Genomic DNA, 26996 nt, shown 5'->3' on the forward strand with positions numbered 1-26996 from the left:
TTGCGCACGGAAATTTCAGGCCAGGAGCGTCAGGGGCAGCCGGAAATAGTGGTCCACCAGCAGGGCGGCGAACAGCAGGCTCAGATACAGGATGGAATAGGCAAAGGTCTTCCTGGCCAGGGCATCGCTGTAGGCCCGGTACAGGCGCCAGCCATACCACAGGAACACGCCATCCAGCAGCAGGGCGGCCGCCAGGTAGAAGAGCCCGCTCATGCCGCTCGCCACGGGCAGCAGGGTGCAGGCGGTGAGGATCAGGGTATAGAGCAGCACGTGCAGCCGGGTGAAGGCCTCGCCGTGGGTGACCGGCAGCATGGGCATGCCCGCCTTGGCGTATTCCTCGCGCCGATACAGGGCCAGGGCCCAGAAATGGGGCGGCGTCCAGGCGAAAATGATGAGGAACAGGAGCAGGGCATCGGCACTCACCTCCCCTGTCGCGGCGGCCCAGCCCAGCACCGGCGGCATGGCGCCCGAGGCTCCGCCGATCACGATGTTCTGGGGCGTCAGGGGTTTCAGCAGCACCGTGTAAATCACCGCGTAGCCCACGAAGGTGGCCAGAGTGAGCCACATGGTCAGGGCATTCACGTAGGTGTTCAGGATGAACAGCCCCAGCCCGCCCACCACGCCGGCGAACACCAGGGTCTGCAGCGGCGTCACCTCGCCGCGCGGCAGGGGCCGCGCCCGGGTGCGCGCCATGATGGCGTCCACCTTCTGCTCGATCAGACAGTTGAAGGCCGCCGCCGCGCCCGCCACCAGGGCGATGCCCACGGTGCCGGCGATGAGGATCTGCAGGGGCACCATGCCGGGCAGCGCCAGGAACATGCCGATCACCGCGGTGAACACGATCAGCGCCACCACCCGCGGCTTGCAAAGGGCGAAGAACTGCTGGCAGCGGCAGGCCACCTGGTTGACGCTCAAGGTCGTCATGCTCGTCTCCTCACGTTGGATTCCCCCGTCTGCGCGGGCTTGGCTGGGGCGCAGCCCCGATGCGGAAGTGTAGCACCACCAGCGTCATCACCAGGAGCGCCGCGCCGCCGTTGTGCAGCAGGGCCAGGGGCAGGGGCCAGGCCAGCAGCACGTTGGACAGGCCGGTGACGAACTGCAGGAGGCCAAGCCCCGCCAGCACGCGGGCCCAGCGGGCGAGCCCCGGCACCGACCAGGCCCGCCAGGCGAGCGCCGCCAGCACGGCCAGCACACCGTAGGCGAAGTTGCGGTGCACCCAGTGAATGGCCACCAGGGCCTGGAAGGGAATGAGATCCCCGTCCCCCGTGTGTCCCAGGGGACGCCAGAGGGTGTAGGCATGACGGAAATCCATGGCCGGCGGCAGCCAGTGACCGTGACACAGGGGAAAATCCGGACAGGCCAGCACTGCGTAATTGGTGCTCACCCAGCCGCCCAGGGCGATTTGCAGCGCCAGCAACAGCGCCGCGAGGATGGCATGGCCCCGCAGTGCGCGCGCGCCCTCCCCCACGGGTTCAGGAGGGCTTTCCCGGAGGGCAAGCCAGGTGAGCAGGGCCAGCAGGGTCATGCCCCCCAGCAGATGCAGGGTGACGATGGCCGGCTGCAGTTTCATGGTCACGGTGAAGGCACCGAATGTCCCCTGGACGCACACCGCGAGGAAGATCACCGTGGCGAGCCAGGGTGAGCGGGCAGGCTCCTGCCGGTGGCGGCGCCAGGCCTGCACCATGAGCACGATGATGAGTACCCCCACCCCCATGGCGAAATAGCGGTGCAGCATTTCGATCCAGGCCTTCATGCGCGTGACCGGGCCGGTGGGCATGGCAGTCTCCGCGGCGCGGATATGCTCTCCGGCGGATATGGGATTGGAGTGGCCATAGCAGCCGGGCCAGTCGGGGCAGCCCAGACCGGAATCGGTGAGGCGGGTGAAGGCGCCGAACAGGATGAGATCCAGCGCCAGGAAGGCGGTGACCCAGGCCAGCCGCGGGTGCGGATCGCCGCCCCTGCGCGCCACGTACACGAGCACGGGCAGAGCCACGAGCAGGCCGAACAGGGCGAGCAAAAGCAGGCTCTGGAGGGTCATCAGCCGATCTGGGACGCCTTGAGCAGACGGGCGAGATCCTTGCCCATGCGCTTGAGATCGGGGTCCAGGGGGTAGCGCATCATGACATTGCCCAGGGGGTCGATCACGTAGAGATGCTCGCCAATGCTGCCGTGGGCAGGGAGGCGGCGCCCGAGCGCCCCCTGGGGGTCATGCACCAGGCGCAGCGGCGCAAGACGCTCCACGAGGGCAGGCTCCGCCGGCCCGCCATCGGTCACCAGCCACACCACCTGCACCCGGTCCTGGTCGCGTCCCTGCAGCAGTCGCACGCGGCGCATGGCGTCGAACTGACGCGCGCAGTGGGCGTCGCAGCGGCTGGACGCGGCATGCACCAACAGCCACTTGCCCCGCAGTTGGCGCAGGGACAGGGGTGTGCCGTCCGGCTGCATCAGGGTGAGGTCCATGGGCAGCGTCACCGGCTCGATCAACTCGCCATAGTTCACCGCCCCACCCTTGGGCGGCCACACGTAGTAAAAGAGATACGAGGCCACCACCGGGGCCAGGAAGACTGCCAGCACCAGGAGGAATTTAGTCCGATTTCTGCGACCTGCGTCGTCTTGCATACATCACCACGTAGAGGATCACGATGGCCGCCGCCATGGCGAACCATTGAAAGGCATAGCCCAGATGTTTTTCCACGCCGCTGTCCGGCCGCACCCACTCCCGGTAAAGCCCGTCGTCAGTGTCGTTGAGCTGGGTCACCACGATGGGCAGGAGGGGATAGGGCAGTCCCGCCGCATAGCGGGGCAGATCCAGGTTCTGCCACACCTTGCCCTGCACCACCTCGCGCGACAGTTCCAGGTATTTGCCCGGCGGCGGCCCGGCGATGCCCTCGATGCGCACAGGAGCGGGGGGCACCCTGACCACCGGCAGCGGTCCGCTCCAGTCATGGGGCACCCGGCCGCGGTCCACCAGGACCGCGACGGATCCGCCCCCGATCAGAAGCGGTGTCAGCACCTGATAGGCGGGACGGCCCTGCAGGCTGCGGTTGTCGAGAAAGATTTCGTGGGCGGGATCAAACCGGCCCGTGATCTGCACCCGCCGCCCATGCAGGGTGTCCGCATCCACGGGCCTGCCATCCAGGATCACCGGCGCGGCCTGCAGGCGGGCGTCGATGCGGGCCTGCAAGTCCCGTTTGTACTGCGCCCGGTCCAGCTGCCACTTGCCCGCGGCAAGGGTCACGCCGAGGAGCACCATAGCCGCCAGGGTGGGCCAGAAAAGACCGCGACGGGGTTCAGCCATGGCAGCAGGCCGACGGCTGGATTACACTTGCCCGGTGTCCGGCAGCGGCGGCGCGGCCTGCGACCGTCCCCCACCAGGGGCGGGAGCACAGTGCATTGCCCCGCACGCCTGCACCCGCCCCATCATCCAAGCCTGATTGCGAGCCCACCATGTCCGTCATCCTCTACCGCAGCCTCGTCGTCGCGTTTCTCGTCGTCATCGTCGCCAGCCTGTTTTCGGCCCTGGCCTTCCTGCTGAAGGACAAAGGTAGCACGGAACGCACCGTGAAGGCCCTGAGTGTACGTATCGGCGTGTCCATCACCCTGTTTGCCCTGCTCATGGCCGGCTTCTATTTCGGCGTGCTGCCGCCCAAGTCCTGACCCCGCCTCGGCTGCGTATCCCGCCCCAAAAACAAAAATGGCGCCGCGGTGCCCTGCGGCGCCAGAGTCCCCTTTGTGCTTATCGTTCTCGTTATAGGCCTCCTTTGGTGTATTCGGGGTCAGCGCATCACAGGGCGTAGACGAAGACGAACAGCAGCAGCCAGACCACGTCCACGAAATGCCAGTACCAGGACACCGCCTCGAACGCGAAATGGCGCTCCGGGGTGAAATGCCCCTTGAGAGCCCGCAACCAGATCACGATCAGCATCACCGTGCCGATGGTCACGTGCAGCCCGTGGAAACCCGTGAGCATGAAGAACGTGGCGCCATAGGCGCCTGCGCCCAGGGTGAGCCCCATCTTGGTGTAGGCATGCACGTACTCATAGGACTGCAGCCCCAGGAACAGGAGGCCCAGGCAGATGGTCAGGAACAGCCACACCACCAGCTGGGTGCGGTTGTTCTTTTTCAGGCCCCAGTGGGCGATGGTCACCGTGAGACCCGAGGTGAGCAGGATCAGCGTGTTGAGGGCGGGAATCCCCCAGGCCCCCATGCTGGAGAACTGGTTGGAACCGGGCGGCACCTCCGTGTCCACCCCTGCCAGCGTCGGCCCCAGGGGGCCGGCCGTGGGCCAGCTGGGCGTGTAGCCCGGCCACAGCATGGACCCCGTCTCTCCCGAACCCAGCCAGGGCACCGCCAGCACCCGCAAATAGAACAGGGCGCCGAAGAAGGCGGCAAAGAACATCACCTCGGAGAAGATGAACCAGGTCATGCCCCAGCGGAAGGAGCGGTCCACCTGCTCGTTGTATTTGCCGGACTCGGACTCCTCGATGACCCGGCCGAACCAGCCGAACATCATGTAGAACAGGACCGCCAGCCCGGCCAGCACCAGCCAGCCGCCCGGCAGCCGGTTCGCCCACAGCACCATGCCGAACGCGAACAGCAGCAGGGCCACCGAGCCGACGATGGGCCAGCCCGACGGCTGCGGCAGATAGTACCCTCCCCCTTGATGCTCACTCATGTTTGCTCCTCCTCGTCTTGGTTATCCAATACCCGACATGATCTGCCCGGCCTGCCCTTCATCCTGCGGCGAGGTGGGTCACCAGCCACACCACGCCCAAGAGCAGCGCAATGAACAGGGCGGCACCCAAAAGCCCCATGGCGATCACCTGGCCCGGGGTCAGCCCGGCCGCGTCCGACTCATAATCATGGCGGCGCCGAACCCCGAGAAAGCTCCAGAACACCGCCTTGGCGGCGGAAAGCCAGCCCGGCCTATTTGGGCCGCTCACGCCCCGCCTCCACCCGTGCCCGCCGCCACGGCCTTCGGGGCATGCTCGTAGAACGTGTAGGAAAGCGTGATCGTGTGCACGTCTCGGGGCAGATCGTTCTGCACCACGAACTGGACGGGCATCAGGCGCTCCTCACCGGGCTTCAGCGTCTGCTCGCTGAAACAGAAACATTCGATCTTCCTGAAGTAGCTGGCGGCGCGCGCCGGGGCATAGGCCGGCACAGCCTGACCCACGATGGTGCGGTCAGTGGTGTTCACCACCCGGTAGAACACCTGTTTGAGCTCACCCGGGTGCACCTGCATCTTGACCGTCTGGGGTTCGAAACGCCAGGGCAGCCCGGTGCCCACGTTGGAATCGAACTCGATGGTCACGATACGCGCGAAGTCCACCTGGGTATTGCTCACCGCGATACGTTCCCGGCTGAGCCCGGTCACTTCGCAAATCTTCTTGTAGAACGGCACCAGGGCGAAGCCGAAACCGAACATGGCCACGGTGACCACGATGAGCTTGCGCAGCACGATCCGGTTTTGATCCCGCCGATCCATCGCTTCAGCCATACATCCGCAGCGTCCACAGGAAAATGATCACCACCAGCGCCACCAGGACGGCCGCAGTCAGGTATTTGTTCTTCTCGTTGGGTTGCATCGTTTTCCTGTGCACGCTGGGGCGACCCGGGATGGGCCGCCCCTTGCGCGTTTACTTCAGCACCGGAGGCGTTTCAAAGGAGTGATACGGTGCCGGCGAGGGCAGGTGCGTCCACTCCAGCGAATCCGCCCCTTCCCAGGGTTTGGCTTCGGCCTTGACGCCACCCTTGATGGCCTTCAACACCACGGCCAGGAAAATGAGCTGGGACAGGCCGAACCCGAAAGCACCAATGCTGGACACCATGTTCCAGTCGGCGAACTGGAGGTTGTAATCGGGCACGCGCCGCTGCATGCCTGCAAGCCCCAGGAAGTGCATGGGGAAGAAGGCGATGTTGAAGAAGATGGCCGACAGCCAGAAGTGCAGCTTGCCCAGCTTCTCGTCATACATGTGGCCCGTCCATTTGGGCAGCCAGAAATACACTCCGGCGAAGATGGCGAACAGGGCGCCCGACACCAGCACGTAATGGAAGTGGGCCACCACGTAGTAGGTGTCCTGGATCTGGATGTCCACGGGCGTGATGGCGCACACCAGGCCGGTGAAGCCGCCGATGGTAAACAGGGAGACGAAGCCGATGGCGAACAGCATCGGGGTCTCGAAGGTCATGGAACCGCGCCACATGGTGGCCACCCAGTTGAACACCTTCACGCCGGTCGGCACCGCGATCAGCATGGTGGCGTACATGAAGAAGAGCTGGGCCGAGGTGGGCATGCCCACGGTGAACATGTGGTGCGCCCAGACGATGAAGGAGAGGATAGCGATGGAAGCCGTGGCATACACCATGGACGCGTAACCGAACAGCGGCTTGCGCGCAAAGGCCGGGATGATCTGCGAGATGATGCCGAACGCCGGCAGAATCATGATGTACACCTCGGGGTGGCCGAAGAACCAGAAGATGTGCTGGAACATCACCGGATCGCCGCCCCCCGCGGGGTTGAAGAAATGGGTGCCGAAATGGCGGTCGGTGAGCAGCATGGTCACGGCACCGGCCAGCACGGGCATCACCGCGATCAGCAGATAGGCGGTGATCAGCCAGGTCCACACGAACAGGGGCATCTTCATCAGGGTCATGCCCGGGGCGCGCATGTTGAGGATGGTGGTGATGATGTTGATCGCGCCCATGATGGAGGAGATGCCCAGGATGTGCACCGCGAAGATGGTCATGTCATTGGCGATGCCCCCCTGCAGGAACAGGGGCGCGTACATGGTCCAGCCCCCCGCCACGGCGCCGCCCGGCACGAAGAACTGGCCGATGAGCAGCACCGCCGCCACCGGCAGCAGCCAGAAGGACCAGTTGTTCATGCGCGGGAAGGCCATGTCGGGCGCGCCGATCATCATGGGCACCTGCCAGTTGGCGAAGCCCACGAAGGCAGGCATGATCGCGCCGAACACCATGATCAGCCCATGCAGGGTGGTGAGGCTGTTGAACACCTCGGGCTCGACCACCTGCAGGCCGGGCTGGAACAGCTCGGCGCGGATGAGCAGCGCCATCACGCCCCCGGTGAGCAGCATGATGAAAGAGAACCACAGATAGAGGGTGCCGATGTCCTTGTGGTTGGTGGTGGTGAGCCAGCGCATCAGGCCCGTGGGATGGGCGTGGCCGTGCTCGTGTGCGTGTGTCGCTTCCATGTTCTCGACCTCCTCCGATTATTTGCGCAAAGCCTTGATGTCGGCAGGCTGGATGACATCACCCGTGGCGTTGCCGAAGGCATTGCGCTCGTAGGTGATGACCGCGGCCAGCTCCACGTCGGACAGCTGTTTGCCGAAAGCGGCCATGGCCGTGTTGGCCTTGCCGTTCATGACGATGTCGATGTGGGCCGCCTTGTCGCCGGTGGCGATCTTCGAGCCGGCCAGGGCCGGGAAGGCGGGCGGCAGACCCTTGCCGTCGGGCTGGTGGCAGGCGGCGCAGTGGGTCTTGTACACCGTCTCACCCTTGGCCTTGAGCTCGTCCAGGGTATAGGTTTTGTTCGCGTCGGCCACCGCGGCCGCCTTGGCCGCCTTCTGGGCCAGGACCCACTTGTCGTATTCCTCCTGGGTCTTCACTTCCACCACGATGGGCATGAAGCCGTGGTCCTTGCCACAGAGTTCGGCGCACACGCCGCGATAGACGCCCGGGTTTTCGGCCTTGAACCAGGCGTCCTTGACGTAGCCCGGGATGGCATCCTGCTTGATGCCGAAGGCGGGCACCCACCAGGAATGGATCACGTCGTTGGCGGTGAGCAGCAGACGCACCTTTTTGCCCACCGGCACCACCAGGGGATTGTCCACCTCGAGGAGATAGTGCTCGCCCTTCTGCGCACGGTTTTCGATCTCGTCCCGCGGGGTGGACAGGGTGGACAGGAAGCGGATGCCCTCCGCCGGATATTCGTACTCCCACTTCCACTGGTAGCCGGTGACCTTCACGGTCATGTCCGGGTTGCTGGCATCACGCATGTTGAGGATGGTCTTGGTGGAGGGGATGGCCATTCCCACCAGGATCATGAAGGGAATGATGGTCCACACCACTTCCAGCTTGGTGTTCTCGTGGAAATGGGCGGGCTGGTGCCCCACGGACTTGCGGTGCTTCCAGATGGAATAGAACATGGTGCCGAACACCACGATGAAGATCCCCACGCACACCCACAGGATGAGGATGTGCAGGTCATAGATCTCCCGGGCCACCTGGCTTTGCGGCGTGGGCAGGTTGATCTTCGATTCCGCCGCCCATGCCGCGGCCATCGCTCCCCAGGTCATGAGCGCGGTGAGCGCGCCCACCGCGAGCCCCCTCGACTTGCTTGCCATTGCCTTCCCCCTCGATGGTTGTAGTCGTCAGTTGTTGAAATGGATGCGCAATTCCCGGGCCAGGGCCGCCCGTGCTTCCGGGGCCAGACGGCGCCCCAGGACCACCTCCCGGCCGTGGGAGCGCAGACGCAGGGCGAGCTCGCCGGCTTCGTCCCGCTCCGTCAGGAGCCGGGCCCAGTAGCGGTTGAATTCGTGGCGCGACACCTGTGCACCGTCGCGGCGCTCCACCAGCACGGTGTCGCCGCGGATGCGGATCATCTCGTAATCGCCGGCGTGGCTGCCCAGCTCGCGGAACGCCCAGGCCAGCACGCCGACTTCCAGGCCGGCGAAGGGCAGCACGAGCCACGCCCCTGCCCAGGCAAAACCCAGGGCAATGCCGAAAGTGACACCGGCGATGAGGAAGAGGCAGCACCGCCGGCCGGCGGGGGAGAGGGAACAGTTGGGCCGCACCAGAACGGTGCATTCCGACCCGGGTGCTGCGTGTGTGCCTTCCATCCTCGCCTGCTGCCTTCTTTCGTCACGGGCATCCGGCGGTTTTCCGCGCCCGCCTTGTCGTTGGCCGCTACGGTAGCATGCCGCGACAATTTGCCGCAAGGGGAAGACCGAAAAAAATCCTTTTGTTTCCGGTATTTAAAATTACTATGTCACAAGATTATGAAGTGCTGATGCATTGGCTCACGCACCGGTGGGAGGCGCAAACCCGGCTGGCAGACACAGGTGGGCCGCGGCTGCGGCAGGATCCGGCGGGGCGGAAAGACGCGGCACCACCCCCAGGAGGGGCGCGGCCAGCCGCGCCCGCAGGGTGTCCAGGTTGTCCTCGAAACGGCCCATTTCCGGGTCGAGGCGGTTGGCCACCCAGCCCGCCAGTTGGAGACCGCGCCGGGCAATGGCTTCCGCGGTGAGCAGGGCATGGTTGAGACATCCCAGACGCATGCCCACCACCAGCACCACCGGCAGCCCCAGGCGCACGGCCAGATCGGCCAAGGTCGCCTCCCCATCCAGGGGAACCAGGAAACCCCCCGCGCCTTCCACCACCACCCGCTCGGCCCGGGCAGCGAGCTCACGGAAACAGCGGGCCATGACCTCCAGGTCGAGCCGCACGCCGTGGGTCGCTGCGGCCAGGTGAGGCGCGACCGGTTCCGGGAAGCGATAGGGGTTGACCCACTCGCGCGGCGCGGCGACGCTGCCCGCGGCAATCAGAGCTTCCACGTCGCCATAGACGCACTGCCCGCCCACCTGCTCGCAGCCGGCGGCCACCGGCTTCATGCCCACGGCCTTCAGCCCCGCCTGCGCAGCGAGCTTGAGCAGGGCCGCGGCCACCAGGGTCTTGCCCACGCCGGTGTCGGTCCCGGTGACGAACAGGCCCCGGCTCATCGCAGCCCCGCCTGCCGCCGCGCGATCTTGAGGGCGATCACCTGGCGCCCGTCCTCCCGGCGCTTGGTCTCGCCCACCCAGGCATGCCCATAGACGATCTCGAAGGTCGCGGGCAGGCGGCCCTCCCGCCGCAGGGTCTCGTAGGCCGCCACCATGGCCTGCCAGCGCCCCTTGCCCATGAGCCCGTGGTTGCGTCCCAGGGTCACGTTGTGGGCGCCGATGGCCTTGAGTTCACTGAAGAGCTGTTTCAGGTCGCGATAGGTGAGGGTGATCATTTCCATGTCCATCACGGGGGCGGTGAAACCGGCATAGGTGAGCCAATCCCCCAGGTCGTGCATGTCCACGAAGCGGTTCACATGGCTGTAGCCGTCCACCCCCGCGAAGGCCTGACGCAATTCCTTGAGCGTGTCCGGCCCGAAGGTGCTGAACATGAACAGCCCGCCTGGCGCAAGGATGCGGTAGCACTCGCGAAACACCTGCTCCGGCGCATTGCACCATTGCAGGGTCAGATTGGACCAGATGAGATCCACGCTGGATGCCGCGACAGGCAAACGTTCCAGATCGCCGCATACATAGCGCACCCGGCGCGCGGCGCCCGCCAGGCGCTCGCGCAGTGACCAGCCGGCACGTGCAGTCTCGAGCATGCGCCGGGCAAGGTCGAGGGCAAGAATCAGCGCCCCGGGATAGCGGCGCGCGAGCAGCCGGGTGCCAAAGCCGGTCCCGGCCCCCGCGTCGAGGATGCGGCGGGGCGCGAGCTTCACGTAGTCCAGCCGCTGGAACATGCGCTGCGCCACTTCCCGCTGCAGCACCGCCGCCTGGTCGTAGCTGGCGGCGGCCCGCTCGAAGGCGCGCCGCACCAGCCGCTTGTCCACCTGCAGGGGTTGGTCAGCCATGAATGAGGGCCTCCAGCGCCTGGGTCACCTGGGCACGGTGGGAGAGGAAGGGCGCGTGGGCTGCGCCGGCGATTTCCAGCCAACGCCCCCGGGGCAGGTTTTGCGCCAGCCACCGGCCGGCCGCCGGCGGCGTCACGGTATCGTGGCTGCCATGGATGACCAGGGCAGGCTGGATGATGCGCGCCACCTCCGGGCGCAGGTCGGCTTGCCACAGAATGGCCAGTCCCGCCCGCAGCACCTCGGGTGCCGGCCGGCCCCGCGCAAACAGGCTGGCGCGCAGGCGGGCGATCACCGCGCGCGCGTCGTCGCCCGCGCGTGCGGTGAGGGCAAGAAAGCGTTTGAGGGTGCCCTCGTAGTCGGCCTCCAGGCTGCGCGCGAAGTCGGTGAGGGTGGCCTCGTCCATGCCATGGGGCCAGTCCGGGCGCTGTCGGAAGCAGGGCGTGGTGGCGACCAGCACGAGACCTGCCACCCGCTCGGGCCAGTCCCGGGCCAGGCGCAGGGCCACCTGCCCCCCCAGGGACCAGCCGCATACATGGGCGCCTTCGGGCAGCGCCTGCGCCACGGCCTGCGCCAGGGTTTCCAGCGTGTAGGGTGTCACCGGCGCGCTCGCGCCATGCCCCGGCAGGTCCGGCACGTGCACGCGATAGCGCCGGGCGAGGGCCTCCCCGAAACCCTGCCAGACGCCGCCATGCAGGCCCCAACCGTGGAGCAGCACGAGATCGGGCCCCCGGCCGATCCGTTCCACATGCAAACGCGCCATGGCAGGCCCTGTGGCGTGCACCCTACAGGGTCCGTTCCGCATCCTGCAGGGCCTCGCACAGACGCCGCAGGTCTTCCCTGCTGTGGGCCGCCGACAGGGAGATGCGCAGGCGGGCCTGGCCCTTGGGCACGGTGGGCGGACGGATGGCGGGCACCAGGATGCCCTGGGCCCGCAGGGCCTCGGCCAGGCGCACGGTCTCGTCGTTGTCACCGACGATGAGCGGCTGGATGGGCGTGTCGGAAGGCAGCAGGTGCCAGCGTTCGACCCGGAGATGCGACCTGAACCAGCTGAGGAGCTCCCGCAACTGACCCCGGCGCCAGCCCTCCTCCCGGAACAGGTGCAAACTGGCCAGGAGGGCCGTGGCCAGCAAAGGGGGAAAGGCCGTGGTGTAGATGTAGGTGCGCGCGCGCTGGATCAGGGTTTCGATCAGACTTTCGCTGCCCGCCACGAAGGCACCGAACACCCCGGCCGCCTTGCCCAGGGTGGCCATGTAAACGATGCGGTCGCTTATCACGCCGAAATGCTCCAACACGCCTTTGCCGCTGTCTCCCAGCACGCCGAAGCCGTGGGCATCGTCCAGCATGAGCCAGGCGTCGTGGCGTTCGCACAGGTCCAGCAGATCCGGCACCGGAGCGATGTCGCCGTCCATGCTGAAGACCGCGTCGGTCACCACCAGTTTGCGTCGGCCCCGGGCCGCGGCCAAGGTCCGCTCCAGCTGCGCAAGATCCAGGTGGCTGTAGCGCAGGAACCGGGCGCGGGACAGCAGCGCGGCATCGTTGAGGGAGGCGTGGTTGAGCTTGTCCGCCAGCACCACGTCGTTGCGTCCCAGCAGTGCGGAGACGACCCCCAGATTGGCCATGTAGCCGGTGGAGAACAGCAGCGCCCGCGGCAGGCCGACGAATGCCGCCAGGGCCAGCTCCAGCCTGTGGTGCGCCTCGGAATGCCCCACCACCAGATGGGAGGCACCCGCCCCCACGCCATACTGGGCCGCCCCGCGACAGGCGGCGTCGATCAGCGCCGGATGGGAGGCCAGACCGAGGTAGTCATTGCTGCAGAAGGCCAGATAGTCGCGACCGTCCACGCGCACGTGGACACCCTGGGCACTCTCGAGCATGCGGCGCCGGCGCAGCAGACCCTGGGCTTCGAGTTCCTTCAGCTCGTCGGGGAGATCAGGAAAAGACATGCAACATCCGCTGCGGAAAAGCCATGGGACGCGGCAGACGGGAACGCGCGCAGGAGCTCCCGGGCGGCCGCGCCGGCTCAGGCCGTCGGCCGGGACGCACCCGGGTAGGGGCCGTCCCCGCCCAGGGGTCGCATGCCCAGCTTTTCCAGCAGGGCCAGGTCGCGGGCCACCTCCGGGTTGCCGGTGGTGAGCAGCCTGTCGCCGTAGAAAATGGAATTGGCCCCTGCCAGGAAACACAGGGCCTGGGTGGATTCCGACATCTGCGCCCGCCCCGCGGACAGGCGCACGAAGCTTCGCGGCATGGCGATGCGGGTCACCGCGATGGTGCGCACGAACTCCAGGGGATCCAGCGGCTCGGTGCCGTAAAGGGGCGTGCCCTCCACCTGCACCAGCAGGTTGATGGGCACCGATTCCGGCTGGGGATCCAGGTTGGCGAGCTGGGCGATGAGCCCCGCGCGCTCCCGCCGGGACTCGCCCATGCCGACGATGCCGCCGCAGCAGACGTGGAGTCCCGCGCGCCGCACCCGCTCCAGGGTCTCCAGCCGGTCCGCATAGTCGCGCGTGGTGATGATGCGCCCGTAGAACTCGGGCGCCGTGTCCAGATTGTGGTTGTAGTAGTCGAGACCGGCTTCCCTGAGCCGCTCCGCCTGACCTTCCCGCAGCATGCCCGCGGTCAGGCAGGTCTCCAGTCCCAGGGCCTTCACCTGCCGCACCATCTCCAGCACCGGCTCCAGGTCCCGGTCCTTGGGACTGCGCCAGGCCGCGCCCATGCAGAAACGGGTGGCACCGCTCGCCTTGGCGGCCCGCGCCGCCGCCAGCACCGATTCCAGATCCATGAGCTCCTCGTTGGGCACGCCCGTGGCATGGCGCGCCGACTGGGGGCAGTAGCCGCAGTCCTCGGGGCAGCCGCCGGTCTTGATGGAAAGCAGGGTGGACAGCTGCACCACGTTGGGGTCGAAGTGCGCCCGGTGCACGCTCTGGGCGCGATGCAGCAGGTCGGCAAAGGGCAGCGCGAACAGCGCCTCCAGCGCCTCCACGGTCCAGCGGGCGGGACTTGCGACTTCACTCATTGACCGGTACCTCCACGATGATGTCACGCCAGTCCTCCCGGCGCGCCCGGAGGATGTCCAGCACGGCGGGGGGAATCAGGGTCAGGGCGAAGATCGCCCAGATGGCCAACACACCGTGCAGACCACCAAGCCAGCTCACGATGGGCTGACCGAAGATCACCATCGCCCCCGCCACGCCGTAGAACCGAAAGCCCGCGCGGCGGGTGTAGCGCGCCACCCGCTCGTCCGGATGGTGGGCGTTCTGGGCATAGACGAACATGGACGCGCCCACCCACAGCATGAGCAGGATGGGCACCAGCACGGCGACGATGGTCGCCAGATTGAACAGCTGAGCCGAGAGGCGGCATTGCTCGGCGGTGATGGCTTTTTTGATTTTCATGCGCGTGGCGGCTGGCAGCCGCCCCCCCCGCGGGCTTACAATGGGTCATCGGGAAAGCGCGGATAATCAATGATCTCGCCTCCACTGTCAAACGCGGTGCGCTCGTTTTTGAACAACTGTTCAAAACTTGTGCAATCCGACTGCATCCTGTGTGGCGCGCCCACGGCGCCGGGCCAGGTATGCCCCCGCTGTGGCGCCGAGCTGCCCGCCCAGCGCGGCGGCTGCCCGGTTTGCGGCGGCCCGGGCGAGGACCGCATCTGCGGCGACTGTCTGCGCGATCCACCGCCCTACAGCCGCTGCATCGCCGCGATGCGCTACGAATTCCCCGCCGACGAACTGATCCAGGCCCTCAAATACCGCGGCGAGCTCGCCCTGGCCCCCCTCCTGGCCAGCTGGCTCGCACGCGCCGTCGCCCACGCGCCGCGGCCGGATCTCATCGTGCCCATGCCCCTGTTTCCCGCCCGCGCGCGTGCCCGCGGCTTCAACCAGGCCACGGAAATCGCCCGCCCCCTGGCGCGCCAGCTGGGCGTGCGCCTGGAGACGGGCAGCCTCAGGCGCATCCGCGACACTGCCCCCCAGGCCCAGCTCTCCCTGGTGGAGCGCAGCCGCAACGTGCGCGACGCCTTCGCCTGTGACAAGACCGTGGCAGGGCTGCATGTGGCCCTGGTGGATGACGTGATGACCAGCGGCGCCACCCTGCGTGAGGCGGCGCGCGCCCTCAAGCGCGCCGGGGCGGCGGAAGTCAGTCTGTGGGTGGTGGCCCGCGCCCTCCCCAGGAGGTAAGCCGGTGGACAGCCGGCGCGTGGATCAGGCCGTCACCCGCATCTGCGAGCTGGGTTGCGCCCGGGTGCGGGAGATCATCCAGGCACTCGCCAGCCGGGAGCCGGTGCCCGAAACGGAAGGGCTAAACGCCGAGGAACGTGCGGCGGTGCTGGCCGAGCTGGTTTCCATCATGGCGGTGTACGACCGGCCGGCGTGAGCCTCATTCCCCGGCCGGCAGGTATCTGCGCACCGGCCGCTGCACCAGCAGGAGCCCCACCACCGTGAGCAGGAGAACGAGCGCCATGGTGGACGTGAAGCCCCCGTGGTAATGGGCGGCGGGCACGGTGAGGGCCGTCCCGGCGGCGGGCGGGTGGGGGGCACGCGCCCACTGCATGAGCGCCACCGACACCCCGACGGACAGGGAATAGGGAATCACCGGCGGCACGCCGAGCCCGGCCAGGGGCAGGACCAGAAGCCCCGCGCCCAGCCCCAGCAGGTGGCCCATCAGCGTGTTCCAGGGGCGGGCCGCCAGGCTGGCGGGCGCGGCGAACAGCACGAAGGCGGTGCTCGCCACGGAGGTCGAGGCGACGATGGTACTGGTGCCACTGGCCAGCAGGGCAAACAGCAGGGCCGTGGCCAGGGTGGCCATGATCCCGGGAAGCAGCCAGCGCTTCATCGGGGTACCGTCACCTGATTCATGCGCGCCAGGATACGCGCCGTCTGCCGGGCCAGATACGGGGAATTGGGGCGCTTCTCGAAATAGCGCGGTCGGGGCACCATGGCGGCCAGACGCGCCGCCTGTTCCGGCGTGAGACGCGCCGCGCTGGTGCCGAAATAGTGGCGGGCCGCGGCCTCCGCGCCATAGACGCCCTCCCCCCACTCGATGACGTTCATGTAGATCTCCAGGATGCGGCGCTTGGTCATCATTTTCTCCAGCATCAGCGTGATGACCGCCTCCTGCGCCTTGCGCAGGTAGGACCGCTTCCCGGACAGGAACAGGTTCTTGGCCAGCTGCTGGCTGATGGTGGAGCCACCCGCCACCACGCGCCCTTTCTTTTCGTTCTTTTCCAGGGCCTTCTCGATGCCTTCCAGGTCGAAGCCCTCGTGCTCGGGAAACTTGGCGTCCTCGGCGGCGATCAGGGCCCGCTTGAGATGGATGGAGATGCGCTCGTAGGGTACCCAGTGGTGCTTGAGTGCCGCATCCTCGCCCATCTTCGCCTGCAGTTCGGCCAGGCGCCGCTCCATGAAGGCCGTGGTGGCGGGATTGTGATCCACGTACCACCACACGTGGGCGAAGAACCACAGCTGCAGCAGAAGCACGCCGGCCAGGACGAGGGCCAGCACGCGCCACAGCCAGCGCCAGAGGGCCTTCAGCACGAGCCTCACCCCTGGCGCAGGGCGTCGATCACCGGCCGGGTCGCGGGGCGCACGCCCCGCCACCAGAAGAACGCTTCCGCCGCCTGCTCCACCAGCATGCCCAGTCCGTCGGCCACACGCGCGCCGTGGGCGGCGGCGAAGCTCATGAAGGGGGTGACCCGTCCGTACATCATCTCATAGGCGAGCGCCTGTGGGGCGAACACCGTCGCCGGCAGGGGCGGCATGTCATCACTGAGGCCGGTGGAAGTGGCGTTGATCACGATGTCGAAACGCCCCGGGATGGCGTCGAAACCGCCACCGGCCACCCGTCCCAGTCCGGCGAACTGGGCGGCCAGCGCTTCGCCCTTTTCCGGTGTGCGGTTGGCGATGAAGAGCTCGGCCGGCCCCTCGGCGAGGAGGGGCCCCACCACCCCCCGGGCCGCACCCCCTGCCCCCAGGAGCAGCACCCGGCGCCCGGCCATGGGCTCTCTGAGGTTGACCATGATGTCCCGCACCAGCCCCACCCCGTCCGTGTTGTCCCCCAGGATCTCCGTCCCTTCGAACTTGAGGGTGTTCACTGCCTGGGCCAGGCGCGCGCGCTCGGTGAGGGTGCGGGCGTAGTGGAAGGCTTCCACCTTGAAAGGCACGGTGACGTTGGCGCCCCTGCCTCCCTCGGCCCGGAACGCCTCCACGGCGGCGACGAAGCCGTCCAGGGGCGCAAGCCGCGCCTCATAGACCATGTCCTGACCGGTGGCGCGCGCAAACGCGGCATGGATGCGGGGAGACAGGCTGTGGCCGATGGGGTTGCCGAAGACGGCGTAGCGGTCGGTCATCTGGAGTCGAGTTTCAGGGTGAGTCGCAAGCCGCGAATTCTAGCCGCCCCCGCCCCCCCTTGTAACTTGCATCGTGCAACCCGGCCTTGCTGCCTTTCAGCTCTGCACCCAGGGCAGTCCCGCCTTTTTCCAGCCGTTGACGGTGCGCTGCTGGGTGAGTTTGTCGCGGTCACCCTCGAACCCCTCCAGCACGTTGTAGCAGTCGAGCCAGCCCTCGCGCGTGGCGGCCTCGGCCGCCCGGTGGGAGCGGCCGCCGCTGCGGCAGATGAACATGACCAGGGATTCCCGGTCCACCGCCTGCTTGAGCTGCTGCAGGAAATGGGGATTGGGATGCCAGCCGGGATAGGTCTGCCACTCGATCTGCACCGCGCCGGGAATGGTGCCCACCAGATCCCACTCCGCGCGGCTGCGCACATCCACCAGGCGCGCATGGGGGGCAAGCTGCAGGACCTGCCAGGCCTCCACCGGGGTCAGGGCCCCCTCGTAGGGCAGGTGGGCGACCCGCGCCCGTTCCTGGGCCCGGGCCAGGATTTCGCTCAGCGTCATCGTTGTTTTCCTTGTCACTCCCCAGCCGGTTTGAGTATAAGTCAGATTTTTCCCGCCCCTGCCCTACAGCCCGTGCCCGCCGCCGAGACACGCCCCCTCCGTGCCGAGGACCGCTACCGCGCCACCCAGCGGGTGACCTGGGTAAGCGTCGCGGTCAATCTGATCCTCACCCTCCTGCAGATCGTGGTGGGGTATCTGGGCCGCTCCCAGGCCCTGATGGCGGACGGCCTGCACTCGGCCTCCGACCTGCTCTCCGATTTCCTGGTGCTGTTCGCCAACCGCCACGGCAGCCGGGACGCGGATGCAAACCATCCCTACGGGCATGCCCGCATCGAGACAGCCGCCACCCTGGCGCTGGGCGTCATGCTCATGGGACTGGGCGTGCTGCTCCTGTGGGGCGCGGGCACCCGGCTGCAGGACCCGGCAGCGATCCAGCCGGTGCACGTGGCCACCCTTTACATCGCCCTGCTCACCCTGATCGGCAAGGAAGCCCTGTTCCGCTACATGATGGCGGTGGCGCGCCGTCTGCGTTCCCAAATGCTGGTGGCCAATGCCTGGCACTCCCGCTCCGATGCGGCCTCCTCGCTGGTCGTGGTGGTGGGCATTTCCGGCAACCTGCTGGGGTACCGCTTCCTGGACCTGGTGGCGGCGCTCTTGGTGGCCTTCCTGATCGTGCGCATGGGCTGGAAAATGGCCTTCCAGGCCCTGTCCGAGCTGATCGACACGGCGCTTTCCGACGAGGAGGTGGCGGCCATCCGCGCCACCCTGGAAAACACCCCGGGCGTGCGCGGGCTGCACGAGCTGCGCACGCGGCGCATGGGCGACCAGGCCCTGGTGGACGCCCACGTGCTGGTGGATCCGAGGATCAGCGTCTCAGAAGGCCACCACATCGCCGAGCGGGCCCGCAAGCGGGTGCTGGAAAACCACGACGTGCTGGACGTGATGGTACACGTGGACCCGGAGGACGATGCCCTGGTCAAACCCTCGGCCCATCTGCCGCCCCGGGACGAGCTCCTGGCGCGCCTGCGGGCCGCCCTGGGGGACACCCTCCCCGAGCCCCGGCGGGTCCAGTTCCATTACCTGGACGGGCAGGTGGAGGCGGAAATCCTGCTGCCGGAAGACTTCTGCGCGGACCCGGCACGCATGGGACGCCTCAAGGACCGCATCAGGACCCTGCAGGACGACCCCCTGTTCCGGGCCATCCATCTCCACGCGCCCCATCACCAGATTGGTGCATCGGCCGATGAGCTTGCACCATGATGGTGCACACCGCGGCAAAGGGCGGTTCCCAGGCATTTGTGGCACAATGGCTTGTTTCGTTTTCCGCCTTGGCACGCTTCCTGCTTTAGCGCCAGCCCGAGAGTTGGAAACACCCTGTCCCTTCCCATTGCTTTGAGGAGAAAACCATGGCGGTCGCCGACGTAATGAAGATGATCAAGGACAACGAGGTGCGCTTCGTTGACCTGCGTTTCACCGATACCCGCGGCAAGGAGCAGCACGTCTCCGTGCCTGTTTCTGCCTTCGACGAGGAAAAGTTCGAGTCGGGCCATCCCTTCGACGGTTCCTCGATCGCCGGCTGGAAGGGCATCCAGGCGTCCGACATGATCCTCATGCCGGATCCGGACACCGCCAACATGGACCCCTTCATGGAAGAGCCCACGCTCATCCTCACCTGCGACGTGATCGAGCCTGCCGACATGAAGGGCTACGACCGCGACCCGCGCTCCATCGCCAAACGCGCCGAGGCCTACCTCAAGTCCACCGGCATCGCCGACACGGCCTATTTCGGTCCCGAGCCCGAGTTCTTCATCTTCGATTCCGTGACCTGGCATGACGACATGTCCGGCTGCGCGGTGAAGATCCAGTCCGAGGAGGCGGCCTGGTCCTCCGGGGAGCAGACCGAGGCGGGCAACATCGGCCACCGGCCCAAGGTCAAGGGCGGCTACTTCCCGGTGCCGCCGGTGGATTCCCTGCAGGACATCCGTTCCGCCATGTGCCTGGCGCTGGAGGAGATGGGCGTGCCGGTGGAGGTGCACCACCACGAGGTGGCCACGGCGGGCCAGTGCGAAATCGGCACCCGTTTCAACACACTGGTCAAGCGCGCCGACTGGACGCAGATCCTCAAATACGTGGTGCACAACGTGGCGCACCAGTACGGCAAGACCGCCACCTTCATGCCCAAGCCCATCGTCGGCGACAACGGCTCCGGCATGCACTGCCACCAGTCCCTGTGGAAGGACGGGCAGAACCTGTTCGCGGGCAATGGCTATGCGGGGCTGTCCGAACTGGCGCTCTACTACATCGGCGGCATCATCAAGCACGCGCGTGCCCTCAACGCCATCACCAACCCGGCGACCAACTCCTACAAACGCCTGGTGCCCGGCTTCGAAGCGCCCGTGATGCTGGCCTACTCGGCCAAGAACCGTTCCGCCTCGATCCGCATCCCCCATGTGGCCAGCCCCAAGGGTCGCCGCATCGAGGTGCGCTTCCCCGATCCCACGGCCAACCCGTATCTGGCCTTCGCGGCCATGATGATGGCGGGCCTGGACGGTATCCAGAACAAGATCCATCCGGGGGACCCGGCGGACAAGAACCTCTACGACCTGCCGCCGGAAGAAGCGGCCAGGATCCCCACCGTCTGCCACAGCCTGGATCAGGCCCTGGAAGCGCTGGACAAGGACCGCGAGTTCCTCACCCGTGGCGGCGTGTTCAGCAACGACTTCATCGATGCCTACATCGAGCTCAAGATGGAGGACGTCACCCGCCTGCGGATGACCACCCATCCCATCGAGTTCGACATGTACTATTCCCTGTGAGGCGGGTCCTGCTCCCGCGCGGGAGCAGGGCAACCTTTTCCGGGTTACGGCATCCAAGGGCGGGCAGGGTCCCGCCCTTTTTCATGGCCCCGTTCATTCCGGGCCGGCCCCCTGCGTTGCAAGCCCCACGCGCCTGTCATACACTGGATTGCCCTCACTGGCGGAGCGTCCCATGTCCCAACGCCACCTGCTCATGCTCCTGCTCCTCGCCGCCGCGCTGCCGGCGCGTGCGGACATCTACAAGTACGTGGACGAGCGTGGTCACGTGACCTACTCCAACAAGCCCATCAAGGGCGGCCAGAAGGTAGAGCTGCCGGAAATCTCCACCGTCCCGGCGCCCAAGGTGGAACCGCGCCCGACACGGGCGCCCGCCGCAAATGAGCGCGAGCAGCAAATTGAAGCCCTGCGCCAGCGCATCGCTGCAGCGGAAAAGGCGCTGGCCGAGGCCAAGCAGGCCTACCAGGAAGGGGCGGACAAGCCGGAAGTGTTCGTGCGCAAGGATGGCACGCGCGGCCGTAACGTCGCCGCCTACGAGGAAAAGATGAAGCGGCTGCAGGAAGAAGTGGACCGCCGGCAGAAGGAACTGGATGATCTCAAGGCCCAGCTCGCCGATCTGGAAGGGCGCGGCCAGACCCTCGCGCCGCCGACGCCCGAGGCGCGCCCGCGATGAGGTGGGGCGCGGTCCCGCTCGTCCTGCTCGTGGCCGCGACCGGGCCGGCAGGCGCGGAAATCTACAAGTTCGTGGACGAGAACGGTCGGGTCACCTACACCAACATTCCCCGCAAGGGCGCCACCAAGCTGGACATCGGCGAACCGACGCCGGCGCCGCGCAACCGCGCCAACCCGGGCCCCGGCAACTTCCCCCGGGTGGACGCGCAAACCCAGCGCCAGCGGGACGACCTGCGGCGCCGGATCCTGGAGGACGAGCTCGCCAGCGAACAGCGGGCCCTGGCCGAGGCGCGCCGCGCCCTGCAGGAGGGCGAGGCCGCGCGCCTGCCCGAAGAAGCGGGCAACCCGCAGAAAACCCAGGAACGCCTCAAGCGCCTGCGTGAAGCCGTGGCCCTGCACGAGCGCAACATCGCCGCCCTGCGCCGGGAGCTGGGTCTCGCCCGCTGAGCCTTCGGACCGCCCTGGTCCGCTTATTGCTTCGTTTTTCCCCGCCATGACCGTGCCGGCCGAATCCCCCTTCGCTTCCGTCGGACTGGAGCAGCTCGCCACCGCCGTGATGCTGCTCGACGCCGATTTGCGCGTCGCCTACATGAACCCGGCGGCGGAGAATCTGTTCGAGCTGAGCCTGCGCACCCTGCGCGGGCAACCCTTGACCCAGGCTTTCGTGGAGACGGGTGGACTCGTGAACGCCCTGGAAACCGCCCTCACGGAGGGCGCGAGCTACACCGAACACGAGCTTACCCTGGCCACCCCCGCCAACCGCCATCGGGTGACCTGCACCATCACGCCGCTGGCCCAGCCGGCGCAGGGTCTGCTGCTGGAATTCAAGCCCCTGGACCCGCACCTGAGAATCGCGCGCGAGGAACGCGTCTATTTCCAGCAGGCGTTCAACCGCGAGCTGCTGCGCAACCTGGCCCACGAGATCCGCAATCCCCTGGGCGGCATCCGCGGCGCCGCACAGCTTCTGGAACACGAACTGCCCCGGGCGAGCCTGCGCGAGTACACCCAGGTGATCATCAAGGAATCGGACCGGCTGCAGTCCCTCATGGACCGCATGCTGGCGCCCAACCGTGCGCCCCGTTTCACGCTGGTCAACGTCCACGAAGTGCTGGAGCGGGTGCGCAGCATCCTGCTCGCCGAACGGCCGGAAGGGATCGTCATCCGCCGCGATTACGACGTGAGTCTGCCGGAACTCACGGCCGATCCGGAACAGCTGATCCAGGTGGTGCTGAACATTGCGCGCAATGCGGCGCAGGCTCTGGAGGCCGTGGGCAGCGACGGCGAGATCGTTTTCCGCACGCGGGTGGCACGCCGCGTCCATATCGGCAAGCGCGCCTTCCGGCTGGCGGTGGCACTGCAGATCATCGACAACGGTCCGGGCATTCCGGAAGAGATGCGGGAAAAAATTTTCTATCCCCTGGTGAGCACCAAGCCGGACGGGTCCGGCCTGGGGCTGACCATCGCCCAGACCTATGTCGCCCAGCACCAGGGCATCATCGACTGTGAAAGCCGCCCCGGGCACACCTGCTTCACGGTGCTTTTGCCCTACGTTCATCCGGAATAGGCCCCTGGCATGACCGAGCAGAAATCCGTCTGGATCATCGACGACGACCGTTCCATTCGCTGGGTGCTGGAAAAGGCCCTGGCGCGGGAACACATTCCCCACCAGACCTTCGAAAGCGCCAGTGCCGCCCTCGCCGCCCTGGAACGTACCACACCCGAAGTAGTGGTCACGGACATCCGCATGCCCGGTGACTCGGGGCTGGATCTGCTGCACACGATCAAGGCACGCCACCCGACCCTGCCGGTCATCATCATGACCGCCTACTCGGATCTGGACAGCGCGGTGGCGGCCTTCCAGGGCGGGGCCTTCGAATACCTGCCCAAGCCCTTCGACGTGGACCAGGCGGTGGGGCTGATTCGCCGCGCCCTGGAGGAGAGCCGCGCCGGGGCGCAGTCGGACGCGGCCGAAGAAGCAGTCCCCGAGATACTCGGCCAGGCGCCCGCCATGCAGGAAGTGTTCCGCGCCATCGGCCGGCTGGCGCTGTCCCACGCCACGGTGCTCATCACCGGCGAGTCCGGCACGGGCAAGGAGCTGGTAGCCCGCGCCCTGCACCGGCACAGTCCCCGGCGCGATCGGCCCTTCATCGCCCTCAACATGGCGGCCATTCCCCGCGACCTGCTGGAGTCAGAGCTGTTCGGCCACGAACGGGGGGCCTTCACCGGCGCCCAGACCATGCGCCGCGGCCGCTTCGAGCAGGCCGACGGCGGCACCCTGTTCCTGGACGAGATCGGCGACATGCCGCCGGAACTGCAGACCCGGCTGTTGCGCGTGCTCTCCGACGGGCAGTTCTACCGCGTCGGCGGCCACCAGCCCATCCAGGTGAATGTGCGCGTGATCGCCGCCACCCACCAGAATCTGGAGCAGCGGGTCAAACAGGGGTTGTTCCGGGAAGACCTGTTCCACCGCCTCAACGTCATCCGCCTGCGCCTGCCCCCCCTGCGCGAACGGCGGCAAGACATCCCGCTGCTGGTGCGCCACTTCCTCGCCAGGAGCGCGCGCGAGCTGGGCGTGGAACCGAAGAAAATCTCCGATGCCGCGCTGAAACATCTCCAGTCCCTGGAGTGGAGCGGCAACGTGCGCCAGCTGGAAAACGTCTGCCACTGGCTGACGGTGATGGCGCCCGCACAGACCATCGAGATCGCCGACCTGCCGCCGGAACTGCGCGGCGGGACGGCGGCGGAAGCTGCCACCGACTGGGTGGCCAGTCTGGAGCGGGAAGTGGCCGCGCTCTTTGCCCGCGGCGAAACCGGCATCATGGAAGCGCTCCTCGCGCGCTTCGAGAAGGCCTGCCTGCTCAAGGCGCTGGAACACACCGGAGGACGGCGCATCGAGGCGGCCCACCTGCTCGGCATCGGCCGCAACACCCTCACCCGCAAGCTCCAGGAACTGGGGATCGACGACCACCCCGGGGACAAGACGCCCGGCTGACGCCGCCGCGTCCTTCGTATGGCCACCCGCGATGGGGTCAGGTCTTTACTTTAGGCCACCCGCGATGGGGTCAGGTCTTTACTTTATAGTCGGCGTCCCGGCTCAAACGGGCGGTCATCGGGCAACCCGCGCAGCGGGCAAGGGGCATGGCAAGCCCTCAGGTGCCGCAGAAGGTGCGGAAGCCCGCCATGAATTCCGCCGGTGCAGGTTCGGCGAAGGGCGCGTGGGCGGGGTCTTCGTCGAAGGGGTGACGCACGGCTTCGAGCAGGCGCCGGAAGGGGGCAAGCTCGCCCGCTTGGGCAGCGGCCAGTGCCTCCTCCACGCGGTGGTTGCGGGGAATGATCCAGGGATTCACCCGCCGCATGCGCGCCGCGCGCTCGGCCGCCGCCTGCTGCGCGTCGCGTCCGGCATCTTCGGCGGCGCAGCGGGCGCGCCAGCGTTCCAGCCACCGGTCCAGAGCCGGCTGACCCGGGAACAGTGCCCGCAGGCGGGCCTCATCGCCTGCCGCGGCATCGGCGAGATAGCGGAAGGCCAGGGTGAAATCCACCCGTTGCGCCTCGAGCAGGTCGAGCCAGGTTTCGCCCAGGATGCGGTCGGCCGGCGCCTCGCTGGCCAGCCCGAGCTTGGCACGCAGCCCGGCGAGCCAGTGCCGTTCGTAGTGCATCACGAAGTCGTCGATCACGCGGGTGGCCTGGGCCACGGCGTGACCTTCGTCGTCGCTGATGAGGGGCAGCAGGGTCTCGGCGAAGCGCGCGAGATTCCACCGGGCGATGGGCGGCTGCTCCCGGTAGGCGTAGCGTCCCATGTGGTCGATGGAGCTGAACACCGCCTGGGGATCGTAGGCCTCCATGAAGGCGCAGGGTCCGTAGTCGATGGTCTCGCCGGAGATGGTCATGTTGTCCGTGTTCATCACGCCATGGATGAAGCCCACGTGCATCCAGCGTGCAATGAGCGCGGCCTGGCGCGCCGCCACCGCGGCCAGGAACGCGAAATGGCGGTCGTCCCGCGTCGCGAGTTCCGGATAATGACGCGCGATGGCATAGTCGGCGAGGCGCCGCACCTGGTCCGGTGTGCCATGGGCCCAGAAATACTGGAAGGTGCCCACGCGGAGGTGGCTCGCGGCGACCCGGGTGAGCACCGCGCCCGGCAGGATGCGCTCGCGATAAACCGGCTCGCCCGTGGCCACCACCGCAAGGGCCCGGGTGGTGGGAATGCCCAGGGCATGCATGGCTTCCCCCACCAGCACCTCGCGCAGCATCGGGCCGAGGGCGGCCTTGCCGTCGCCACGGCGGGAAAACGGCGTCGGGCCGGAACCCTTGAAGGCGATGTCGCGGCGTTGGCCGTTGCGGTCGATCACCTCGCCGATGAGCAGCGCGCGGCCATCGCCCAGCTGCGGGGAAAAACTGCCGAACTGGTGCCCGGCATAGGCCTGGGCGATGGGTTGTGCGCCGCGAGGCAGGGCATTGCCCGAAAACAGCGCCGCCAGCGTGGCGGAATCCAGGGCACCGAGATCGAGCCCCAGCTCTTCGGCCAGCGGCGCATTCAGGAACACCAGCACCGGCTGCGGCACGGTTTCCGGCTGCCATTCCACGTAAAAGCCGGGGAGTTCGCGGAAATAGGTGTTGTCGAAGGGAAACTCGATCATGGGGCATCCGACGCAGGAACGGGCTCTGGCAGGGTAAGTCCGCTGCTGCGGAAATTCCACCCCGTCGGTCACAGGGGCACCCGATGCCCGATCGAGGGGCGATGGCCGGGCCCCTGTCGGTTTTTTTTACATCGGGTGGCCGATGGGATTCCCTTCCCCTGAAAAAGCGCTTTTGCGACAGATGCTTGTGGACGGCCCCGGCGGGTGGCATGAAGCGTGCTTCATGAACCGGTTGGTCTCTGTTGGAAAACTTTCCGGGAGTGAACATGAAACTGCTGAAAGGTCTGGCCATGCTGGCCGCCCTGTGTGCCCACCTCACCGCCCACGCAGGCTTTACCGCCCTTTACGTCTTCGGGGACAGCCTCTCGGACACCGGCAATATGCGCAATGCGGTCTATTACGCGACCGGCGGCACAACGGAAGTCCCGCCCTCGCCCCCCTATGCGACGGGCCGCGCCTCCAATGGTCCGGTGGCCGTGGAATACCTGGCCGGGGCGCTGGGACTGACTGCCCAGCCGGTCATCCTGGCAGACGGCAGCATCAACCCGACGGGCACCAACTTCGCGTTCCTGGGCTCGGCCACCGGGCCGGTCACGCAATGGGATGGCACCACCTGGCGCAACTACATGCCCTTCCGCTACAACCCGTTGCTGCCTGATGTGGGCATGGACGACCAGGTGGGGGGCTTCGCCTGGCTCACTTCCGGGATGGCAGATCCCAACGCCCTGTATTTCCTCTGGGGCGGCGCCAATGATGCCTACCTCGCGCTGGAGGATCCCGGCGTCAACCAGAACGACCAGACCGTCGTGAGCTTCGTGGCCGGGGGCGCCGCAGTCACGGCGGCCAACAATATCTACAACCTCATTCTTGCTTTGGCCGGCATGGGGGCGCAAACCTTTCTCGTGCCCAACCTGCCAGATCTGGGCCTCACCCCGGATGCGGTGCTGGGCACTGCGAATGGCACCTATGGCAGCTACTATGCCTGGGGGCTCAGCACCTACACCATGATTTTCAACAGCCTCCTGGCCTACGAGCTGGTGGGGCTGGATGCGGACCCCGCAATCCGCATCATTCCCTTCGACACTGCCGCCGCCTTCGAGGAGATTCGCACAAGCGGGCTGTACGACGTGACCACGCCCTGTCTGCTGAACCCCCTGTGTGACCCGGACACCACCGTGTTTTGGGACGGCGTCCATCCCACCACGGCCTTTCATGAGCGGCTGGGGCTCATGATGGCGCGCGCCGTGCCCGAGCCCGCCTCCGTGGCGTTGCTGGCGGCTGGCCTGCTGGTGCTCATGGCCTGGCGCGCCCGTCGCGGCGCCACGCCTTCCATCGCCTGAACGCCTGCCGTC

31 protein-coding genes are annotated in these 26996 nt (G+C 67.2%); 10 read left to right on the forward strand and 21 right to left on the reverse strand.

All coding sequences use genetic code 11. From position 1 onward, the window contains the following. Positions 1-15: 15 nt before the first annotated feature. The 4 genes from cyoE to ACZ42P_RS06835 are packed head-to-tail and all read right to left on the reverse strand — an operon-like array spanning position 16 to position 3298. A complete protein-coding gene (cyoE, locus tag ACZ42P_RS06820) occupies positions 16-924 on the reverse strand; it encodes a heme o synthase (protein ID WP_464899327.1) in 909 nt (302 codons plus the stop codon). 10 nt (positions 925-934) lie between these two features. Beyond that, the gene (locus ACZ42P_RS06825; RefSeq protein WP_464899328.1) at positions 935-2038 is read right to left on the reverse strand and encodes a COX15/CtaA family protein; all 1104 of its coding nucleotides are present in this window, start codon (positions 2036-2038) and stop codon (positions 935-937) included. After that, positions 2038-2574 carry an SCO family protein gene (locus tag ACZ42P_RS06830; protein ID WP_464899329.1) on the reverse strand — a complete coding sequence of 179 codons (537 nt, stop codon included), beginning with the start codon at positions 2572-2574 and terminating at the stop codon, positions 2038-2040. Before ACZ42P_RS06830 ends, ACZ42P_RS06825 begins: the two co-directional genes overlap by 1 nt. A gap of 10 nt (positions 2575-2584) precedes the next feature. Continuing rightward, a complete protein-coding gene (locus tag ACZ42P_RS06835) occupies positions 2585-3298 on the reverse strand; it encodes an SURF1 family protein (RefSeq protein ID WP_464899330.1) in 714 nt (237 codons plus the stop codon). Positions 3299-3447: 149 nt separating this feature from the next. Here ACZ42P_RS06835 and ACZ42P_RS06840 point away from each other — a divergent pair, with 149 nt between their 5' ends. Then, positions 3448-3657 carry a twin transmembrane helix small protein gene (locus ACZ42P_RS06840; protein WP_464899331.1) on the forward strand — a complete coding sequence of 70 codons (210 nt, stop codon included), beginning with the start codon at positions 3448-3450 and terminating at the stop codon, positions 3655-3657. 127 nt (positions 3658-3784) lie between these two features. Here the strand turns inward: ACZ42P_RS06840 and ACZ42P_RS06845 are convergent, their stop codons facing one another. The 12 genes from ACZ42P_RS06845 to ACZ42P_RS06900 all read right to left on the reverse strand — a co-directional run bounded on the left by ACZ42P_RS06845 (position 3785) and on the right by ACZ42P_RS06900 (position 14025). Beyond that, positions 3785-4675 (reverse strand): cytochrome c oxidase subunit 3, encoded by an 891-nt coding sequence (locus tag ACZ42P_RS06845; protein ID WP_464899332.1) that lies wholly within the window; start codon positions 4673-4675, stop codon positions 3785-3787. Between the two features lie 58 nt (positions 4676-4733). Then, entirely contained in the window at positions 4734-4943 is a 210-nt protein-coding gene (locus ACZ42P_RS06850) for a DUF2970 domain-containing protein (protein WP_464899333.1), read from the reverse strand. Further along, a complete protein-coding gene (locus ACZ42P_RS06855) occupies positions 4940-5500 on the reverse strand; it encodes a cytochrome c oxidase assembly protein (protein WP_464899334.1) in 561 nt (186 codons plus the stop codon). Before ACZ42P_RS06855 ends, ACZ42P_RS06850 begins: the two co-directional genes overlap by 4 nt. A gap of 139 nt (positions 5501-5639) precedes the next feature. After that, the gene (ctaD, locus tag ACZ42P_RS06860) at positions 5640-7214 is read right to left on the reverse strand and encodes a cytochrome c oxidase subunit I (RefSeq protein ID WP_464899335.1); all 1575 of its coding nucleotides are present in this window, start codon (positions 7212-7214) and stop codon (positions 5640-5642) included. An 18-nt stretch (positions 7215-7232) separates the two neighbouring features. After that, positions 7233-8366, reverse strand: coding sequence for a cytochrome c oxidase subunit II (coxB, locus tag ACZ42P_RS06865; protein ID WP_464899336.1), 1134 nt, complete (start codon positions 8364-8366; stop codon positions 7233-7235). A gap of 27 nt (positions 8367-8393) precedes the next feature. Then, on the reverse strand, positions 8394-8861 hold the full coding sequence (locus ACZ42P_RS06870) for a DUF2244 domain-containing protein (RefSeq protein ID WP_464899337.1): 468 nt from the start codon (positions 8859-8861) through the stop codon (positions 8394-8396). Positions 8862-9041: 180 nt separating this feature from the next. Continuing rightward, a complete protein-coding gene (gene bioD, locus ACZ42P_RS06875) occupies positions 9042-9740 on the reverse strand; it encodes a dethiobiotin synthase (RefSeq protein WP_464899338.1) in 699 nt (232 codons plus the stop codon). After that, entirely contained in the window at positions 9737-10633 is an 897-nt protein-coding gene (gene bioC, locus ACZ42P_RS06880) for a malonyl-ACP O-methyltransferase BioC (protein ID WP_464899339.1), read from the reverse strand. The genes bioD and bioC overlap by 4 nt, the downstream gene beginning before the upstream one ends. Then, on the reverse strand, positions 10626-11393 hold the full coding sequence (bioH, locus tag ACZ42P_RS06885; protein ID WP_464899340.1) for a pimeloyl-ACP methyl ester esterase BioH: 768 nt from the start codon (positions 11391-11393) through the stop codon (positions 10626-10628). Before bioH ends, bioC begins: the two co-directional genes overlap by 8 nt. Positions 11394-11415: 22 nt before the next feature. After that, positions 11416-12576 carry an 8-amino-7-oxononanoate synthase gene (gene bioF / locus ACZ42P_RS06890; protein ID WP_464899341.1) on the reverse strand — a complete coding sequence of 387 codons (1161 nt, stop codon included), beginning with the start codon at positions 12574-12576 and terminating at the stop codon, positions 11416-11418. A gap of 77 nt (positions 12577-12653) precedes the next feature. Then, positions 12654-13646: a biotin synthase BioB gene (bioB, locus tag ACZ42P_RS06895; RefSeq protein WP_464896823.1), complete on the reverse strand. Its 993-nt coding sequence runs from the start codon at positions 13644-13646 to the stop codon at positions 12654-12656. Next, a complete protein-coding gene (locus tag ACZ42P_RS06900) occupies positions 13639-14025 on the reverse strand; it encodes a hypothetical protein (protein ID WP_464896824.1) in 387 nt (128 codons plus the stop codon). The genes bioB and ACZ42P_RS06900 overlap by 8 nt, the downstream gene beginning before the upstream one ends. A 129-nt stretch (positions 14026-14154) precedes the next feature. Here ACZ42P_RS06900 and ACZ42P_RS06905 point away from each other — a divergent pair, with 129 nt between their 5' ends. Then, positions 14155-14808: a ComF family protein gene (locus ACZ42P_RS06905; RefSeq protein ID WP_464896825.1), complete on the forward strand. Its 654-nt coding sequence runs from the start codon at positions 14155-14157 to the stop codon at positions 14806-14808. Positions 14809-14812: 4 nt separating this feature from the next. Beyond that, positions 14813-15004: a hypothetical protein gene (locus tag ACZ42P_RS06910; RefSeq protein ID WP_464896826.1), complete on the forward strand. Its 192-nt coding sequence runs from the start codon at positions 14813-14815 to the stop codon at positions 15002-15004. A 3-nt stretch (positions 15005-15007) separates the two neighbouring features. Here the strand turns inward: ACZ42P_RS06910 and ACZ42P_RS06915 are convergent, their stop codons facing one another. The 4 genes from ACZ42P_RS06915 to ACZ42P_RS06930 form a co-directional block, all read right to left on the reverse strand. Continuing rightward, positions 15008-15463 carry an HPP family protein gene (locus ACZ42P_RS06915; protein WP_464896827.1) on the reverse strand — a complete coding sequence of 152 codons (456 nt, stop codon included), beginning with the start codon at positions 15461-15463 and terminating at the stop codon, positions 15008-15010. Beyond that, positions 15460-16161 (reverse strand): monofunctional biosynthetic peptidoglycan transglycosylase, encoded by a 702-nt coding sequence (gene mtgA, locus ACZ42P_RS06920; protein WP_464899377.1) that lies wholly within the window; start codon positions 16159-16161, stop codon positions 15460-15462. The genes ACZ42P_RS06915 and mtgA overlap by 4 nt, the downstream gene beginning before the upstream one ends. 8 nt (positions 16162-16169) lie before the next feature. After that, the gene (aroE, locus tag ACZ42P_RS06925) at positions 16170-16976 is read right to left on the reverse strand and encodes a shikimate dehydrogenase (RefSeq protein ID WP_464896828.1); all 807 of its coding nucleotides are present in this window, start codon (positions 16974-16976) and stop codon (positions 16170-16172) included. 96 nt (positions 16977-17072) lie between these two features. Continuing rightward, positions 17073-17522, reverse strand: a complete 450-nt coding sequence (locus ACZ42P_RS06930; protein ID WP_464896829.1) for a rhodanese-like domain-containing protein — start codon at positions 17520-17522, stop codon at positions 17073-17075. Positions 17523-17594: 72 nt separating this feature from the next. Between ACZ42P_RS06930 and ACZ42P_RS06935 the strand changes: the two genes are divergently transcribed. From ACZ42P_RS06935 to ntrC, 6 genes are all read left to right on the forward strand, one after another. After that, complete coding sequence (locus tag ACZ42P_RS06935) at positions 17595-18782, forward strand: cation diffusion facilitator family transporter (protein ID WP_464896830.1); 1188 nt, start codon at positions 17595-17597, stop codon at positions 18780-18782. A 146-nt stretch (positions 18783-18928) separates the two neighbouring features. Continuing rightward, a complete protein-coding gene (gene glnA / locus ACZ42P_RS06940; RefSeq protein WP_464896831.1) occupies positions 18929-20338 on the forward strand; it encodes a glutamate--ammonia ligase in 1410 nt (469 codons plus the stop codon). Positions 20339-20510: 172 nt separating this feature from the next. Continuing rightward, complete coding sequence (locus tag ACZ42P_RS06945) at positions 20511-21008, forward strand: DUF4124 domain-containing protein (RefSeq protein WP_464896832.1); 498 nt, start codon at positions 20511-20513, stop codon at positions 21006-21008. Further along, complete coding sequence (locus tag ACZ42P_RS06950; RefSeq protein ID WP_464896833.1) at positions 21005-21454, forward strand: DUF4124 domain-containing protein; 450 nt, start codon at positions 21005-21007, stop codon at positions 21452-21454. The genes ACZ42P_RS06945 and ACZ42P_RS06950 overlap by 4 nt, the downstream gene beginning before the upstream one ends. A gap of 46 nt (positions 21455-21500) precedes the next feature. Then, the gene (glnL, locus tag ACZ42P_RS06955) at positions 21501-22571 is read left to right on the forward strand and encodes a nitrogen regulation protein NR(II) (RefSeq protein WP_464896834.1); all 1071 of its coding nucleotides are present in this window, start codon (positions 21501-21503) and stop codon (positions 22569-22571) included. Positions 22572-22580: 9 nt separating this feature from the next. After that, on the forward strand, positions 22581-23999 hold the full coding sequence (gene ntrC, locus ACZ42P_RS06960) for a nitrogen regulation protein NR(I) (RefSeq protein ID WP_464896835.1): 1419 nt from the start codon (positions 22581-22583) through the stop codon (positions 23997-23999). A gap of 157 nt (positions 24000-24156) precedes the next feature. On the opposite strand, the gene ACZ42P_RS06965 is transcribed toward ntrC, so the two are convergent. Beyond that, positions 24157-25644, reverse strand: coding sequence for a protein adenylyltransferase SelO (locus ACZ42P_RS06965; RefSeq protein WP_464896836.1), 1488 nt, complete (start codon positions 25642-25644; stop codon positions 24157-24159). A 266-nt stretch (positions 25645-25910) separates the two neighbouring features. Between ACZ42P_RS06965 and ACZ42P_RS06970 the strand changes: the two genes are divergently transcribed. Further along, complete coding sequence (locus tag ACZ42P_RS06970; RefSeq protein ID WP_464896837.1) at positions 25911-26984, forward strand: SGNH/GDSL hydrolase family protein; 1074 nt, start codon at positions 25911-25913, stop codon at positions 26982-26984. Positions 26985-26996: the final 12 nt, after the last annotated feature.

Source organism: Thiobacter subterraneus, assembly GCF_055379455.1.